General features: G+C 38.4%; 14 protein-coding genes. 8 read left to right on the forward strand and 6 right to left on the reverse strand.

Annotated elements, in window-relative coordinates; genetic code table 11:
* On the forward strand, positions 1 to 1,173 hold a 1,173-nt coding region (locus U0839_RS04095), incomplete at its 5' end, for an ATP-dependent nuclease (RefSeq protein ID WP_413550132.1).
* 6 nt (positions 1,174 to 1,179) lie between these two features.
* Here the strand turns inward: U0839_RS04095 and U0839_RS04100 are convergent.
* Positions 1,180 to 3,498: a helicase-related protein gene (locus U0839_RS04100; protein ID WP_413550133.1), complete on the reverse strand. Its 2,319-nt coding sequence runs from the start codon at positions 3,496 to 3,498 to the stop codon at positions 1,180 to 1,182.
* Between the two features lie 305 nt (positions 3,499 to 3,803).
* Here U0839_RS04100 and U0839_RS04105 point away from each other — a divergent pair, with 305 nt between their 5' ends.
* Positions 3,804 to 4,634, forward strand: coding sequence for a ferredoxin--NADP reductase (locus U0839_RS04105; protein WP_413550134.1), 831 nt, complete (start codon positions 3,804 to 3,806; stop codon positions 4,632 to 4,634).
* Between the two features lie 3 nt (positions 4,635 to 4,637).
* The gene (gorA, locus tag U0839_RS04110; protein ID WP_198184635.1) at positions 4,638 to 6,035 is read left to right on the forward strand and encodes a glutathione-disulfide reductase; all 1,398 of its coding nucleotides are present in this window, start codon (positions 4,638 to 4,640) and stop codon (positions 6,033 to 6,035) included.
* Positions 6,036 to 6,043: 8 nt separating this feature from the next.
* Here gorA and U0839_RS04115 read toward each other — a convergent pair whose 3' ends face one another.
* From U0839_RS04115 to U0839_RS04130, 4 genes are all read right to left on the reverse strand, one after another.
* Positions 6,044 to 6,445 (reverse strand): hypothetical protein, encoded by a 402-nt coding sequence (locus tag U0839_RS04115; RefSeq protein WP_110438249.1) that lies wholly within the window; start codon positions 6,443 to 6,445, stop codon positions 6,044 to 6,046.
* A gap of 196 nt (positions 6,446 to 6,641) precedes the next feature.
* Positions 6,642 to 7,295, reverse strand: coding sequence for a methionine ABC transporter permease (locus U0839_RS04120; protein ID WP_370533611.1), 654 nt, complete (start codon positions 7,293 to 7,295; stop codon positions 6,642 to 6,644).
* Between the two features lie 40 nt (positions 7,296 to 7,335).
* A complete protein-coding gene (locus tag U0839_RS04125) occupies positions 7,336 to 8,373 on the reverse strand; it encodes a methionine ABC transporter ATP-binding protein (protein WP_155565658.1) in 1,038 nt (345 codons plus the stop codon).
* A gap of 40 nt (positions 8,374 to 8,413) precedes the next feature.
* Positions 8,414 to 9,226, reverse strand: coding sequence for a MetQ/NlpA family ABC transporter substrate-binding protein (locus tag U0839_RS04130; RefSeq protein ID WP_413550135.1), 813 nt, complete (start codon positions 9,224 to 9,226; stop codon positions 8,414 to 8,416).
* A 258-nt stretch (positions 9,227 to 9,484) separates the two neighbouring features.
* Between U0839_RS04130 and U0839_RS04135 the strand changes: the two genes are divergently transcribed.
* The 5 genes from U0839_RS04135 (at position 9,485) to yegQ (ending at position 15,403) form a co-directional block, all read left to right on the forward strand.
* Entirely contained in the window at positions 9,485 to 10,876 is a 1,392-nt protein-coding gene (locus tag U0839_RS04135) for a class II 3-deoxy-7-phosphoheptulonate synthase (protein WP_122123782.1), read from the forward strand.
* A 39-nt stretch (positions 10,877 to 10,915) separates the two neighbouring features.
* Positions 10,916 to 12,127 carry a nicotinate phosphoribosyltransferase gene (locus tag U0839_RS04140; RefSeq protein ID WP_370533600.1) on the forward strand — a complete coding sequence of 404 codons (1,212 nt, stop codon included), beginning with the start codon at positions 10,916 to 10,918 and terminating at the stop codon, positions 12,125 to 12,127.
* Positions 12,128 to 12,158: 31 nt separating this feature from the next.
* Positions 12,159 to 12,551 (forward strand): hypothetical protein, encoded by a 393-nt coding sequence (locus tag U0839_RS04145; protein ID WP_122124282.1) that lies wholly within the window; start codon positions 12,159 to 12,161, stop codon positions 12,549 to 12,551.
* A gap of 39 nt (positions 12,552 to 12,590) precedes the next feature.
* Complete coding sequence (gene gltX, locus U0839_RS04150; RefSeq protein WP_413550137.1) at positions 12,591 to 13,928, forward strand: glutamate--tRNA ligase; 1,338 nt, start codon at positions 12,591 to 12,593, stop codon at positions 13,926 to 13,928.
* Positions 13,929 to 14,044: 116 nt separating this feature from the next.
* Positions 14,045 to 15,403 carry a tRNA 5-hydroxyuridine modification protein YegQ gene (gene yegQ, locus U0839_RS04155; protein ID WP_413550138.1) on the forward strand — a complete coding sequence of 453 codons (1,359 nt, stop codon included), beginning with the start codon at positions 14,045 to 14,047 and terminating at the stop codon, positions 15,401 to 15,403.
* A 159-nt stretch (positions 15,404 to 15,562) separates the two neighbouring features.
* Here the strand turns inward: yegQ and U0839_RS04160 are convergent, their stop codons facing one another.
* Positions 15,563 to 16,564, reverse strand: coding sequence for a glycosyltransferase family 61 protein (locus tag U0839_RS04160; protein WP_413550139.1), 1,002 nt, complete (start codon positions 16,562 to 16,564; stop codon positions 15,563 to 15,565).
* Positions 16,565 to 16,780: the final 216 nt, after the last annotated feature.

The following is a 16,780-nucleotide window of genomic DNA, read 5'->3' on the forward strand; positions in this document are numbered from 1 at the left end:
GAATCAACTGCAATTAATATTTCGGATACATTATTCGATTATTGGAAACAAAATAATAATTTGGAAATTCTGTTAGATATAGAAGCAAAAGAAGAAAAAGCGACAAAGACATTTAATGTAAATGGGCCTTATGGTAGGACAGAAGAAAAAATAGAGTCTTATACAATCGTTGCTCATTATCTTAAATTACGGGTTAGAAATTTAAAAACTCGAATGACTTTACCTTTACATAATCGTAGCAAAGGATTTAATTGGTTTTTTTCATTCATTGTCTGGTTTGAAAAAATGCAGGAAGACCCTTCATCTTCTTATATTTTACTTTTGGATGAACCAGGGTTAAATTTGCATGCTTCTGCTCAAGCAGATTTATTAAGATTTTTTGATTACTTAAAAGATAAATATCAAATTATTTATACAACGCATTCACCCTTTATGATCGAAATGGATCGTTTAAGCAGAGTAAGAACCGTTTTCGATAATGCTTCCAAAATTGATAAGGGATCAGTTGTCCAAGATACGATACAACAAAAAGATCCAGATACGTTATTCCCTTTACAGGCTGCTTTAGGATATGATCTCGCTCAAAACCTTTTTATATCTCCTAAGAATTTATTAGTCGAAGGGGTATCAGATTTATTATATTTAGAAACGCTTTCTGAATTTTTAAAAGCACAAGATCGAGAAGGTTTAACCCAAGATATATCAATTGTTCCCACGGGTGGTTTGGACAAAGTTGCTACTTTTATTTCTTTATTACGTGGTTCTAAATTAAAAATGGTTTGTTTATTAGATTCATTTGAGGATCAAAAAGCCAAAGTAAAATTAGATAAAATGCACCAAGAAAAAATTATTCCGTTAAAGAATATAAAATTTTTTCACGAATTTTTGGAGAACAGACAAAAAGCAGATATCGAGGATATTTTTGAACCTCAGGAGTATTTACAATTATTTAACAAGACATTTCCAGTAAAAAAGATTGAAATAGAAGATTTAGATAAGAAAATAGAAGGTATTATAAAACAGGTGAATAACCTTATGCATGAAAATAGATTTAATCATTATAAACCCGCTTATCAATTTTCAACCGACCCTGCATTTTGTAATAATTTATCAAAGGAAACTTTAGATCGATTTGAAAATATTTTCAAAACAGTTAATAAATTATTCACATGAATTTAATTACAATTCAATCTTCCTGCGTTTTTGGCGAAGGACTGATTCAATCCATTCATTTAATTTCTTCGTATTTTTCTCGGCATTTTCCAGATCTGGGTAAAAATCGGGAAAACGCAAGGATAGCCAGCGCCAACTTACCAGGCGTTTATGCATTTTTTCAGCGCGTTCAAGTTCGCGTCGGGATGCCTGGACTGGATTCGGTAGTTTTCCAGATCCAGGGGCGGATATGGTTTTGCCGGCAGCATGATCCGCTGCCCAATGGGTAAGCCGTTGAATGCCATTGTCACGGTCATCGACCGGACATGTTGAATATGTCCAGCGATCTTTAAGGGAAAGACCATCCACTCCCTCCAGTGAGGATGCAATCGCGAATGTTTCCTCCATTTTTGCCAATCTATAATTGGGATCATCAGGACGTAAAACAGCCCGTTTCAAGCGTGTCAATACACCGAATAAACTCGTTGAATTGATTTCATTGGCAATTGCTTGAACAATATCACTGTCAGGTTGCACCAGGGGTCGCAAATCATCTTCCTGGATTGAAGGGGCCTCCAGATTACGATGGATGAAGGCAGGATCGCCCGCACCAGCCATAATACCTACAATTCCGTTTTCATGCTTGCCATATCGACCTGCACGTCCGCCTATTTGCTTGATTTCCTGGGATGTGAGAGGGCGCCTGTTTTGACCATCGAATTTAAAGATCGTGCTGAATATAACACGTTTGATGGCTAAATTTAATCCCATACCGATAGCGTCTGTTGCGATTAAAATATCTGCCTCGCCATTATTGAAGCGTTTTGCTTCCGCCCGCCTGACTTCCGGACTCAAGGCCCCATATATTACAGCAACGCGGTGACCTTTCTGCATTAGAAGGGAACGTAGATCCAAAACCTCTCTTCTTGAAAAGGCGATAAGTGCATCACCCGTTCTCAATTTTGATAACCTGATTGGCGAACTGGCAGTGATAAGGGGACTTTTTCTTTGTAGAATAATCTCGTCACAGGGGTCATCACATAAATTGGCAATGCGTTTGACAATAGGGATACATTCTGGTGAACCCAGAACAAAAACATGGCGTGCCGGAACGCCCATAATTGCAGCCGTCCATGCTGCGCCACGATCAGGATCTGTCAGCATTTGCGCCTCATCAATCAATGCCACATCAACAGGATTGTCCATCGGGCACATTTCTACAGTAGCTGCCAGAAAACGGCTTCCAGGGATAATATTGCGCTCCTCACCCGTTTTCAAGGATGCCTCAATATCACGTTCCGCCAGGGCTTCCTTGAATTCATGCGCCAATAAACGTAGTGGTGCAAGGGCAATTCCACTCTCACTTTTAGCCATTGTTTCCAAGGCAGTATAAGATTTTCCACTGTTGGTTGGTCCAGTCACAATGGTGATATGTCTTTTCAGGGAGCGGGCTGTTATAAAATGCCCTGCATATCGATCCATTGCCGCTACATTGGCCAATACCTTGTTTTTGATATTGAGATCACCAAGGTTTATATATTTACCCTTTTTTCCCTTAGGGACTTCTTCGATCCAACTTGAAATTTGATTGCGTAATTTTCTCAATTCAACAGGATCAAATTTCCAAATATCTTTTCCGCGTTTCTTTATTTTCTGGGCAATTGGAATTCTGTTCTGTCCAATCCATTTTAGGGCATCCCTGAACGAGCAATGCAATATTGCAGGTATATCCTTGAAGCTTACAAGGCTACTTTCCCATTCCCTTTGTCGTTTTATCTCCTGTTTCTTACGGGCCTTGGCTGTTTGTAGTAACTGTTCATCTTTTTCTTTATTGATCTTATAATCTGTCAAAATCTGATCAATAAAACTATCTTTATCCTGTATATCAAAAGCCATGGCAACGGTATCTGCCATAATTGTCAATTGTTCATTATCAAATGTTCTAGCTGAGACATTATTGATTTCAAGCTGTAAATTCTGAATTGCCTCATGGGCATTGCCGCTTGATTGTTTCAAACGGTTTCCTAGGGCAAGCCGCAATACATTTTCAAAATTAGTTTCATTGGGTTCAGGTGTGTGAATAAACGAAACCGCCCATGCAATATCTTCGGGTTGAACCCAAACATATTTTTTTTGTTGGACAAGCTGGGTTAATTTTTTGGCCCATCCCTTTCTACGAATATTACAGAGAAGTTTTATAAAATTTGCTGGTGCAATCGTGTCAGAGTCAGTTTCAAATTGACGTTCAATGAGTTTTTTTAGACGATTTTCCTCTTGAGGCGTAATATCTAGCCGGGTTTCTTGTAAGACTTTGCAAAGGGCAAGTTCAGCAGGGGATGAGTTCATATGATTTAACAGATTAAAAAATTGAATTTTATTATTTAGTACATATCTAGAATACAAGATAAAAGATAATATAGGTTTTTCGCAACATATTGTACTTATAATATAAGTTTTTTTATTTTAATGCCTTATATTTATGTATAATTTGAAAAAATTTATTAAATAAGATTGAATCAAAAAATTTTATCAGTATTTTCTTATTAGAGATAATTTTAAACACGGTAATTTTTTAAAAATGACGAATTGGGTTTCAATATATAAGATAAATTTCATATAAATTGACCAATATTGCAGGAGATTAGTAAATAATGACAGAATCAGTGATGATTGATGATTCTTTTCGTCTTTCCCCGCCCTCTAAAGAATATAGTCACTTAAATGCTGAAAAGGTTTTATCTGTTCATCATTGGACGGACCGTCTTTTTTCTTTCACTTGTACGCGCACCTCAAGTTTAAGATTTGAAAATGGTCAATTTTGCATGATCGGAATCGAGGTAAATGGCAAACCTTTATTGCGAGCTTATAGTGTTGCAAGCGCTAATTATGAAGAACATCTTGAATTTCTGTCAATCAAGGTTCCTGATGGTCCCTTGACTTCACGTTTATGTCATATGAAGGTCGGCGATACGGTTCTTATTGGACGTAAACCAACGGGAACCCTGGTGCTTCCTAATTTGAAACCCGGTCGAAACTTATATTTCTTTTCAACGGGAACCGGATTGGCACCTTTCATGAGCCTTATTCGTGATCCAGAGGTATACGAGAATTTTGAAAAAGTGGTCCTGACCCATACTGTACGCATCAAAGGGGAACTGGCTTATCATAATTATATTTTAAATGATTTGCCAAATAATGAATTTCTGGGAGAATATGTGAAAGAAAAACTGGTTTATTATCCTACAGTTACTCGTGAGGAATTTCCTGTAAGAGATCGTATCACGACCCTGATTGAAAATGAGAAACTGTTTTCTGATATTAATTTACCTGTTATGAATCCCGAACATGATCGTGCTATGATTTGCGGTTCTCCAGAAATGTTGGCGGAAACCAAGTCAATTCTTGAAAAAAGAGGTTTTGTAGAAGGTAACGGTTCATCACCTGGTTCCTTTGTAATTGAAAAAGCATTTGCGGAGCAATAATTCATGAAATACGACTTTGACCTTATTGTTATAGGAGCAGGTTCAGGCGGTGTTCGCTGTGCCCGTATTGCAGCTTCCCATGGTGCCCGTGTTGCGGTTGTTGAAAAACAATATTGGGGTGGTACCTGCGTAAATATTGGCTGTGTACCAAAAAAGCTTATGGTTTATGCAAGCAATTTTAACAATCAGGTCAAAGATAGTCATGGATATGGATGGGATACGGTTCCCGGACACCATCATTGGCCTGAATTTATTGAGGCAAAAAACAAGGAAATAAAACGGTTAAATAATATTTATATTTCCATGTTGGAAAGGGCGGGAGTGATTCTATTTACAGGTCATGCCTCTTTCAAAGATGATCATACTCTTAAAATTTCATCTTCTGTATTATCTGATGAAAAAGCAGAAGATAAATTTATTACAGGCAAGCATATTGTTATTGCAACAGGCTCATCACCCACGAAACTTGATATTGAAGGAAATGAATACGCCATTACTTCAGATGAAGCTTTTTATTTGTCAAAACGTCCGGAAAATATTGCCATCATTGGATCTGGATATATTGCACTTGAGTTTGCCGGCATATTTGCCGGACTGGGTTCATATGTGGATTTGGTCTATCGTCAACCTGTTCCCCTCAGAGGATTTGATCAGGATATACGTCAGGCTGTCTATGATGCGATTGAACAGCGTAAGGATATTATTCAACATGTCAAAGCCCATCCAAAAAAGATTATTAAACAAGGTGAGCAATATCATCTTTATCTTGATAACGGAGAAGTGGTGCAAACAGATTGTGTATTTTTTGCCACTGGTCGGCATCCCAATTTGTCAGGATTAAATCTTGAAAAAATTGGGATTGAAAAGGGGAAAAAGGGGGAAATCATTGTTAATGAAGATTTTGAAACTCGAATTCCCCATATTTATGCCATCGGTGATGTGATAGATTTTGTTAATCTTACTCCTGTAGCCATTGCTCAAGGACATGCCCTGGCTGATCGTTTATTCGGAAATAAAATTCGTAAAAGTAACTATGACTACATTCCAAAGGCTGTATTTTTTAATCCACCAATTGGAAGCATTGGTTTAACTGAAGATGAGGCTGCGCTAAAAGGAGCAGTTGATATCTATATCTCCAATTTTACATCAATGCGCTATAGTTTAACGGAACGTAAGGTTAAAACCTTTATTAAAATGATCGTTGATCAATCGTCGCAAAAGGTTGTTGGACTTCATATTGTCGGAGATGACGCACCAGAAATGCTGCAAGGATTTTCAGTTGCAGTTGCGGCAGGTTTAACCAAGGCAGTTTTTGATGAAACAATCGGTATTCATCCAACCTCTGCGGAGGAAATTGTAACCCTTCGTCAGGTTGCAAGGGTTACAGATAAACAAAATTAAAAGTTTGATTATCGGGGGGTTAACCATCCATTTCCTGTTGAATCTCCTAATTTCCCCTGTCCCATTGGGCCACTTTCCTGATACGCTGTACCATATTTTGAAAGATTGGCACCACTTACCTTGTCTTTCGATTCAGCCAAAGCTTGTTGATGCTCGGGATCTGGTCCATTTTGCATGTTCATGGAAGGTGCATAGGTATAACCGGGAGGTGGTTCACGGTGTCCTCGAACGGTAATATGTTCACCCCCTTTTTCAGCTTCCTGGGATTTCATTTGAACGGATTGTTTGGATAAGCCTGGTAAAGTTCCGCTTTCTTCTTGATTGATTGGCGTAACTTGTGCATAAGTTTTGACAGATAGTAAAGTCGTAGAAAGTAAAACTGTATACAATCCAGTTTTAAACCAATTCATTATAATTTATCCTTTATGGCTCTAAAAAATAGCTGATATAGATTTATAATTTACGTTCTTGATATAATATACCAAATTTGAAAAGTTAAGCCCGTGATGAAATGGATGGGTTTATTCTTCAATCTATAACATAAAATGAAATAAAAACATATTTGATGATTTCAGAAATATCAGTAATTTTAATTTTATCTAAGGATTAACGGTGATTATATTTTCCTGCAAGATAATCTCCCAACCATTGAATTCCTGAAATCATGAGCACCAATATAACAATTACAATTCCCATAATATCCGATCTGAATTGTTGATATCCATATTGTATAGCATAATGACCCAATCCACCTGCCCCAATGGTCCCAGCCATGGCGGATATTCCAATAATCAGGATTAGAGTCACGGTAAAACCGGAAATGAGTCCCGGTAAAGCTTCAGGCAATAGAACCTCTCTAATAATTGTAAAATTGCTTCCTCCCATCGCTTTAACTGCCTCAATAAGATTACGGTCGACTTCCTTAAGGGAAACTTCCGCTATTCTGGTAAAATAGGGAATAGTTGCAATAGTTAACGGAACAATTGCTGCAGCCGTGCCAATAGCGGTTCCAACAAGAAATCGCGTTACGGGAATTAGGGCCACCAGCAATATTATAAAAGGAATGGATCGGAATATATTAATAACGAATCCAATCGATCGATTACATATCGGTGCGGGCCTTAAACCGTCAGGTGCGGTGATAACCAGGAAAAGGGCGAGAGGTAATCCACCTGTCAAGGTTAGCAAACCACAAGCTAGAGTCATTTCCAATGTCTGGCCAATAGCAATATATAACTGCTCAAGTTGATATGTTGAAATATGAGAGTACTGACTTATGAAATTATTCATTTGATCAAGATTAAAGACGGACATAACCGACCTTTTCAACTGTCTCAACACCCATGCTTGTAAGAGCTGTTATTGTTTGTTGCCATTGATCCGCAGGAACGGCAAGAAATGTCGTGCCAATTGGTGTTTCACGTATATGGGTTATGTTTCCTTCCAACAGTACTGCGGAAATTTGATAATCTTTTTGAAGATTAGCTATTAAGGGATCTCTTACAACCTTGCCCATCATGACGACATGTAGAATGGCATGGTCATTCCTGTCAGGGTTGGGATGAATATTTTGCGATATACTTTGGGGAAGGGCAGGCTGTTCCTCTTGCAATAATTGTTGGGTTGTTTCCGATTGCGGATGAGCAAAAACTTGACCGACTGCTCCCTCCTCGATGATTTTACCTTTTTGCAGAACAAAAACTCGATCCGCTAAAAGGCGGATAACACTCATTTCATGAGTGATCAAAACAATTGTAAGTTTTAGTTTCTGATTAATTCGTAATAAAAGTTCAATTATTGAACGTGTCGTTTCTGGGTCAAGGGCAGAGGTTGCCTCATCACATAACAAAAGGGCGGGATTGGCTGCCAGGGCTCTTGCTATTCCAACACGTTGTTTTTGCCCCCCCGATAACTGGGCTGGATAATTGAGGGCCTTGTCAGGAATGCCAACCAGTTCGAGCAATTCTTTTGCTTTCTCAATTCGCTTGGCTTTGGGAATCCCTGCAATTTTCAAGGGAAGGGCAATATTATTTAAAACATTTTTAGAATTAAGTAGATTAAAATGCTGAAAAACCAGACCAATTCGCTGTCTTAATGGAATAAGAGCCTTTTCAGGCAAATGGGCTATATCTTTTCCTTCAATCTTGACCTTGCCACTTGTTGGTTTTTCCAGCCCCGCCAAACATCGTAACAGGGTTGTTTTTCCTGCTCCAGAGTGTCCGATAATTCCAACTATTTCTCCTTTTTGAATAGAGAAAGTAAGGTTGGATAATGCGGCATGATTGCCAAAATTTCTGCATACATTGTCAAATTCAATAACGGGTAAATCTGAAGTCATAAATTTTTATCAATTAAACTGCATTGAGGAAAAGAATGTGTCACCATGCAGGCAATATAGCGCCGTGAAATTTATCTTCCATTGCCTTTTTCACGGCATCGGATTGAAAACTCTCCAGCAACAATTTCATTTCAGGGCGGTTTTCATCCCCTTTACGCACAACCAAGATATTGTCATAAGGACTGTCTTTAATATCCTCTCTAAGTAAAGCAGATTTTGGATTGATCCCGGCCGGTATGACGAAATTCGTATTGACCGCGGCCATTGTGACATCATCTAGGGCACGGGATAACTGGGCGGCGTCAAGATCAATAAGCTGAAAATGATGTGGATTACTGATGACATCCCCAAGTCTAGGTAATGCCGGAGCATTCTGCCGTAATTGGATGAGATTGGCTTTCACTAGAAGATTAAGAGCCCTGCCTTGATTGGAAGGATCATTGGGAATGGCGATTTTTGCTTGGTCAGGAAGATCACGGATGGATCTGATTTTATGTGAGTAAAAACCCAGTGGTTCCGCCCATGTTTTTCCAAGAACGGCCAATTTATAATTTCTTGCCTGAATTTGCGCATCCATGAATGGAACTGTTTGGAAAGCGTTGGCATCAATATCTTTACCAACAAGCGCTTCATTTGGAATATTGTAATCGTCAAAATTGACCAGTTGAATATCAATGTTTTTTGTTTTTGCAACTTCCTTGGCGGTAAGGGCCAGTTCCTCTTCAGGACCACTAATGATACCGACACGAATAGTTTGAACGGTTGAGGCGGCTTTAGTTTCTTGCGGAATACCCGAATAAAGGATAAATGCAGTTAAGCTGGCAAGAAAAGCCCGGCGAGAGAAAATCATCATTAACTATTGTTCCCATTCGTTCAAGGTCAAATATATTTAAGGAAAGTTTTATATAAAAATCGTGTATCTGTATAGAGTATATTATATGAAACACCATACAATATTAAAGCTGCTGGTTAATTATTTTATAAATATGGTTAATTTTTTATATCAAAAGATAAATAATATGTTTTTTTAGGAAAATGTTATTGTATGTTTGAATGTAAAATATTAGATAAAATATTTGTAATTTAAGCTTTTATTGAAACAGGATTTACAATGGATAGTAAGATATTGTCTGATGCTAATGTAAATAAGAACTGGACACCAGATTCTTGGCGTTCATTTCCAATTAAACAGGTGCCAGAATATCCAGATCAATCCGTATTGAAATTAATCGAAGATAAATTATTCCAATATCCACCTTTGGTTTTTGCAGGTGAGACGCGTAAACTGAAACAGCAATTGGCAGCAGCAGCGGAAGGTAAGGCATTTGTATTACAGGGTGGGCCTTGCGCTGAAAATTTTGAGGAATTTACGGCTGATATCATTCGGGATATGTTCAGGGTTATTCTTCAAATGGCTGTCGTCCTGACGTTTGGAGCAAAAGTTCCTGTTGTAAAAATTGGTCGCATTGCAGGTCAATTTGCCAAACCACGCTCTTCATCACATGAAAATAAGAACGGTATGAGTCTTTTATCATACCGTGGTGAAATTATCAATGGAGCTGAATTTACGAAAGAGGCCCGTACTCCAGACCCGAGAAGAATGGAAATTGCCTATTTCCAGTCAGCTGGGACCTTGAATTTGATCCGTGCATTTGCAAATGGTGGCTATGCTAATCTAAATGAAGTCCATCGCTGGAATCTGGATTTTGTCAAGCGCCTGCCTCTGGCAAAACAATACAACAAATTGGCCAATCGAATAGATGAAACTCTAGCGTTTATGAAAGCTTGTGGCTTGACATCACAAAATACGCCGCAAATTCATGAAACAGAATTTTACACATCTCATGAAGCCTTATTATTGCCCTATGAACAGGCTTTGACACGAATTGATTCAACATCCGATGACTGGTACAATTGTTCGGCGCATTTTTTATGGATAGGTGATAGAACACGCCAACCTGATGGTGCGCACGTTGAATTTTTGCGAGGCGTTAAAAATCCGGTTGGTATCAAGGTTGGTCCATCTGCCGATTTGGAGGATTTATTAAAATTGTTGGATATTTTGAATCCAAACAATGAACCGGGACGTATTTCTCTGATCAGTCGCATGGGGGCTGCAAAAGTTAGGGATTATTTGCCCAAGATAGTTCAGGGGATTAAAGATTCTGGCCATATTGTTACATGGCTTTGCGATCCAATGCATGGGAACACGATTTCAACAAGTAACGGGGTCAAGACACGTTCATTTGATTCAATACTTGCTGAAGTTATAGGTTTTTTTGATGTAATGACTTCTTCAAATGCCATTCCGGGTGGTATTCATGTTGAAATGACCGGAACAAATGTTACGGAATGTATCGGTGGAGCCCATCATCTAAAGGAGTCTGATCTTGCAAAACGATACCAGACATTTTGTGATCCTCGTTTAAATGCTGAACAGTCTTTGGAAATCGCTTTTCTGCTTGCTGATGAGTTGACCAAAAGAAATTTTGCGGCTCATTAACAGGAATATTGTTTTGTAATATTATTGAAAGTCAAATGGATGACTGATGGATTAGAGAAAAAGAACGTGGATAAAATTCTGTCATCTACCTTGGCTGTGACAGTACCTGGTAATAATGAGGAAATATTAAATCGTACGGATATGTATTTTGTTCGTACACAGAAAATAATCGAGCAATATGGGGATACAGAAGTTGTCTATGCCGTTTTTTTACGACGTCCTGTAATTTCTGCACCTCGTATTGCTCTTGAATGGCTAGAGCATATTATCGCAAGGGAAAAAATTAATGCCAGTTATAAACTGGCATTTCCAGAAGGGGAATGGGTTGGAGCAGGGTTGCCGATACTATACTTAAAGGGATCCTTTAAACAGCTTGTCACACTGGAAACCATATTATTGCAAAAACTCGGCGCCTGTTGTGTTGCCGCCTGCAATGCGTTTCAGATGACCCAACTTTTGCCAGATACAAGCTTCATCGCGATGGATGCGCGACATTGTGCCGGTTATGAAATGCAGGAGTTGGTGGAGTATGCTGCATGGGTTGGTAGCAAGGCAGCACAAAAAAAGAACGGAGCGAAAGGATTTATCGGGACTGCGAGTACGATAACCTCAAAATTTTATGGATTACATCATGGACTTGGAACAATGCCGCATGCCTTGATCGGTTATGCCGGTTCAACCCTTAAAGCTGCTGAAATGTTTCATGGGCAGTTTCCAGATCAGGAACTTGGTGTATTGGTTGATTACTTTGGTCAAGAAATTACGGATGGATTGGCGGTTTGCAAGGCTTTTCCAGAATTGGCGGCCCAGGGTAAAGTTTTGCTACGCTTGGATACTCATGGTGGACGATACATTGAAGGACTGAATAGACAGTCATCATATGAACTGTTAATGCGATATGCTCCTGAAACAATTCAACGCTATTGTTCCGAAAAAGAATTGACATATCTGGCAGGAACAGGTGTCTCTGCGGCTGCAATATGGTATATGCGTAAAAAACTTGATGAGGCCGGATTTGATAGGGTTAAGATCATTGCCTCATCGGGGTTTGATATCGAGAAATGTCGTATCATTTCTGAAGCAAGAGCCCCGGTTGATATTGTCGGGACCGGTTCATTCATTCCTGTTTTATGGAATGAAACATATGCAACTGCCGATATTATTGCCTATAATGGCAAACCTTTGGTTAAAAAAGGTCGGGAATTTTTGATTAATCTTGCCCGACAGTATATGCCTAACTTGGGAATATGATAATTTATAATATATGAATGGGGTAAATAATTTGCAAAATCAAGAAGATCAGAACAAAGAAGACAAGAGAGAATATAATGTACAGATCTTTGATCTTTCGAGTGAGCAAAAAAATAAGGTCACTGAAGTGGTTGCCGGTTTTTACAGTTTGGAACATGCCAATGCATTCGCCAAAACTTATGTTCGGGACAGTGTTGAAAGATGCCGTATTCCAGGAGCTTCACGACAGGAAATCTTTGATGCTTGGTCAGCTTTTGGAGAAGATGCGAAAGTTGTTGATTCACAAGAAAAAGAGAATTGGGATTCTTCGGATTCCATTATGATGTTTATTGAAAATGTTGCTACGCCAATGGAAAGGGACTGGCGTGCGCTTGATCCACGTCGTTTGGTGGAAGAGGATGATTTTCCTGAAGACGACAAATAATATAAGTTTTCTTTGTTAATTAAAATACAAGTACAGATTATGAAATTACGTTTTGCCCCAAGTCCTACTGGTTTAATGCATGTAGGAAATGCCCGTCTAGCAGTTGCTAATGCACTTTATGCCCGTCATCATGGTGGAACCTTTATGTTGCGTATTGATGATACGGATGTTGAACGCTCCAAGGAGGAATATGTTCGGGAAATATATCAGGCATTAAAATGGTTTGGGATTGGCTGGGATGAATTCATGCGTCAATCTGAACGTATGGATCGTTATCAATTGGCAATAGAAAAATTAAAACAGTCCGGGCGTCTGTATCCATGCTTTGAAACTAAACAGGAGCTTGATTTTAAGAGAGAGTTGCGTCGTCGGCAAAATAAGCCTCCTATTTATGATCGGGCAATGCTTAAGCTTACGTCTGAACAACGAGAAGAAGCAGAGGCAAACGGAAAAAAACCTCATTGGCGCTTCATGCTTTCTGGGCGTGAAATGAAATGGAAAGACTTGGTTATGGGTGACTGTCACGTCAAATTATCCTCCATTTCCGATCCAGTCATGATCAAGGCGGATGGTACCGTTTTATATACTTTGGCATCAGTTGTCGATGATCTTGAAAGTGGCATTACGCATATTATCCGGGGTGAGGATCATGTGACAAATACAGGTGTTCAACTGGATTTGATTGAGGCATTGACTGATCATCCAAATACCATCCAGTTTGCACATCTACCGTTACTGCTTGACGAGGATGGGGGTAAGCTTTCAAAACGATTGGGAAGTATCTCCTTGCGCCGATTACGCGAGGATGGATTGGAGGCAAAAGCTGTGGTTTCCTATCTGGCAAGATTGGGGACATCAAGAGATCCACAATTGTTGTCTGTTGACGAATTGGCAAAGGATTATGATTTATCCTCATATTCGCGTTCACCAGCAAGGTTCGATATTCAACAAATGTTGGCATTGAATAAAAAGTGTTTGCATACAATGGAATTTTCAGAAGTCAGAGATCGATTGCCTGAAGCTGTTACAGAAGAATTCTGGAATATTGTCCGACCCAATATCGATATATTGTCTGAAACGCGATATTGGTGGGATTTGGTTCATGAGGATATTATTTCTGAAGTTGCGGATGAAGATAAATCATATCTTCATCTGGCCTTGGAATGTTTGCCAACTGAACCTTGGGGACAAGAGACCTGGAGCCAATGGACCAATATTTTGAAAGAGGTTAGTGGTCGAAAGGGAAAATCTCTTTTTCATCCATTGCGTCTGGCATTAACACGAGAGGATAAAGGGCCGGAGATGAGAGGGCTTTTACCGCTGATTGGGCGAGAAAGAGTGGTCAGACGGTTAACGGAGGCATGTTCTCTTGCCTAGATAAATTAAATTATGAAGATAAATAATTTTATCTGCATATAGCTTTTTTAAAAGGTTGAAAAATTTCTTGGCCTTGTTAAAAAGGCTTTTTTGTTTCATTAAAGTTTTACCTTGTTATGCGTCAATCTTTGAAAACAGAACTTTTAAGTCCAGCTGGCACGTTAAAGGCCATGCGATATGCATTCGCATACGGTGCAGACGCGGTCTATGCAGGACAGCCACGTTACAGTCTGCGAGTTCGCAATAATGAATTTAATCACCAAAATCTTAAAATCGGTATTGATGAGGCACATGCTCAAGGAAAATCTTTCTATGTGGTGGTTAATATTGCACCTCATAATGCAAAGTTAAAGACATTTATCAAAGATTTGGAGCCTGTTGTCACCATGGGACCTGATGCTTTGATCATGTCTGACCCTGGACTAATTATGATGGTGAGGCAACATTTTCCTCAAATGGCCATACATTTATCCGTCCAGGCCAATGCTGTTAATTGGGCCACGGTTAAATTTTGGAAAGAGATGGGATTAACACGGGTTATCTTGTCACGTGAGCTTTCCCTCAAGGAAATTGAAGAAATTCATCAACATGTTCCAGATATCGAATTGGAGGTATTTGTGCATGGGGCCCTTTGCATGGCTTATTCAGGTCGGTGTCTATTGTCGGGATATATTAATCACCGTGATGCCAATCAGGGAACATGTACAAACTCTTGTCGCTGGAAATATGATGTTGAAGAGGCAACTGAAAATGAATTGGGAGAAATTGTCAATAAAAACCAATCTGAAACATGTTGTCAATCTGATGATGTTCCACCAACCTTGGGTGAAGGGGAGACAACGGATAAAGTTTTCATTCTGCGCGAAGAAAAACGCCCTGATGAGGAGATGACAGCCTTTGAGGATGAACATGGCACTTATATCATGAACTCAAAGGATCTGAGAGCAATCCAGCATGTTGAAAAGTTGGTTAATATTGGTGTTTATTCCCTTAAAATTGAAGGGAGAACAAAATCTCATTATTATTGTGCCCGTACTGCTCAAATATATCGCAAGGCAATTGACGATGCCTTGGCAGGTCGGCCATTTGATATGAACTTGATGACAAGTTTGGAATCCCTGGCTCATCGTGGATATACTGAAGGTTTTTTACGTCGACATAAACATAATGAATATCAAAATTATGAAACAGGCTCATCAATTTCTGTGAAACAGCAATTTGCTGGTGAATTCACTGGTAATTTCAGGGATGGTCTTGCCGAAATCGCGGTTAAAAACCGTTTTGAAATTGGTGATCAACTAGAAATAATGACTCCTGGCGGAAATGTTAGCTTTACTTTAGAAAAAATGGAAAATACGAAAGGGGAAGCCATTAAAATTGCACCAGGAAATAGTCATATTGTCTATATTCCTGTCCAGAAAAATCTTTCTCTCGAATATGCGTTGCTTATGCGATATCTGAAAACTGAATCATAATTGAAGATATTAAGTTTATTAATCATTGGGGGGATTTATTAAACTACGGAAAAGATTTTTCCTAAAGGGTGAACTGTTAAAATATTATAATATCTCGTAATTTACCTTACCTTGATCTTTGTTTGTTAGTATTGCATTTAATGATCAGATGAAGGAATTCTAATTTATCAATTGATTTATAGCACTGGATAAATCATTTTCTGTTAAAGGTTGATCACTTAAATTTATGCAACCATAACGTTGCTTTTTAACTGCGGTAAGAAGATAGAAACAATTACGCAGATGATTTTGGTTATCCAGTTTTCTATTTAACTCCAATAGAGCTGTATCTTTTTTTGCAAAGACCATATTTGCTAAAGCTGCACCATGAGGGGCGATAATCAGATCAGCCTGACGAAAAAGATTGACTTGTGCAGCAAAATCCATGTTTTCAAGAAATACTTTTTCAATTGATTTTTCATTCAAAACTTTATCAATAATACGCTGTTCATCAAAACTAATTCGAGGATTTGGATGATGCTCCCTTGAAATGTAAAAACGTTTGGGTAATGAAGCATTGACAGGGGGCTGGATTGTATCGAATAAGGTATAAATTTCATCAAATGTTAGATATAATTCCGGCATCAGGGGATTATGCCAGAAAAAATGCAGATTTTTTACAGGGTAAATACCATAATTCATAAAAGTGGCACGATTAATCAATCCACTATATTCAAGGCTTTGAACATAAGTTGTTGGTGAGAAAGCACATTGCCGATTGTCGAATAGGCTATGTTCAGATGGTAAGGCAAGAATTGTATCAGGTGACAATATGGAATTGGCTAATTGTGTTTTGGAGATTCCATACAATAACCAATGATAATAATTAAAGCAAGCAGCATCAAAACCCACAAAAACATTATCTAAACTGGACTTTTGTTCAATGTCTGGAAATAAAAAGCCAGAATGATTTTCACTGGGTGGCAATTGTTGTTTCATTAAAAAACAAGAAGGTTCATCAACGATATATCCTTCGGATGTTACGATTACTCCGTCCAGTCCCGGGAAAACGATAAAATATGCGTTTTTAAGAGTAAATAGAGTCAAATACGTAAGAGGTAAAGTTATTTGATCATTATTTTTAGGATTTGATCTTACGTTATAATAAGACAACCCTCGCATGAAATCCCTTTTACCTGTTATAGTATTAAAATTTTTGGGAAGAGATAAAATGGCAGGGAATGAAATACAAATTTTTTTTTGCTTTGATATTTTTTCAAATGAACGGAAATCTTGTTTTAAAATTAAATTATTTGAAATCATTATATGAAACTTTAATTTTTTTGAAATAAATGAAAATATAAAAAAGAGAAAGGAAATATTTGTCAATATGTTATA

It is taken from the genome of Commensalibacter sp. A3DC, assembly GCF_047307945.1.
Taxonomy (GTDB): domain Bacteria; phylum Pseudomonadota; class Alphaproteobacteria; order Acetobacterales; family Acetobacteraceae; genus Commensalibacter; species Commensalibacter melissae.

What these genes read in the sequence shown, in the direction of transcription:
- U0839_RS04100 (WP_413550133.1), bottom strand. Translation starts at nt 3,498, where the DNA reads ATGAACTCATCCCCTGCTGAACTTGCCCTTTGCAAAGTCTTACAAGAA.
- U0839_RS04105 (WP_413550134.1), top strand. Translation starts at nt 3,804, where the DNA reads ATGACAGAATCAGTGATGATTGATGATTCTTTTCGTCTTTCCCCGCCC.
- gorA (WP_198184635.1), top strand. Translation starts at nt 4,638, where the DNA reads ATGAAATACGACTTTGACCTTATTGTTATAGGAGCAGGTTCAGGCGGT.
- U0839_RS04115 (WP_110438249.1), bottom strand. Translation starts at nt 6,445, where the DNA reads ATGAATTGGTTTAAAACTGGATTGTATACAGTTTTACTTTCTACGACT.
- U0839_RS04125 (WP_155565658.1), bottom strand. Translation starts at nt 8,373, where the DNA reads ATGACTTCAGATTTACCCGTTATTGAATTTGACAATGTATGCAGAAAT.
- U0839_RS04130 (WP_413550135.1), bottom strand. Translation starts at nt 9,226, where the DNA reads ATGATGATTTTCTCTCGCCGGGCTTTTCTTGCCAGCTTAACTGCATTT.
- U0839_RS04135 (WP_122123782.1), top strand. Translation starts at nt 9,485, where the DNA reads ATGGATAGTAAGATATTGTCTGATGCTAATGTAAATAAGAACTGGACA.
- U0839_RS04140 (WP_370533600.1), top strand. Translation starts at nt 10,916, where the DNA reads ATGACTGATGGATTAGAGAAAAAGAACGTGGATAAAATTCTGTCATCT.
- gltX (WP_413550137.1), top strand. Translation starts at nt 12,591, where the DNA reads ATGAAATTACGTTTTGCCCCAAGTCCTACTGGTTTAATGCATGTAGGA.
- yegQ (WP_413550138.1), top strand. Translation starts at nt 14,045, where the DNA reads ATGCGTCAATCTTTGAAAACAGAACTTTTAAGTCCAGCTGGCACGTTA.
- U0839_RS04160 (WP_413550139.1), bottom strand. Translation starts at nt 16,564, where the DNA reads ATGCGAGGGTTGTCTTATTATAACGTAAGATCAAATCCTAAAAATAAT.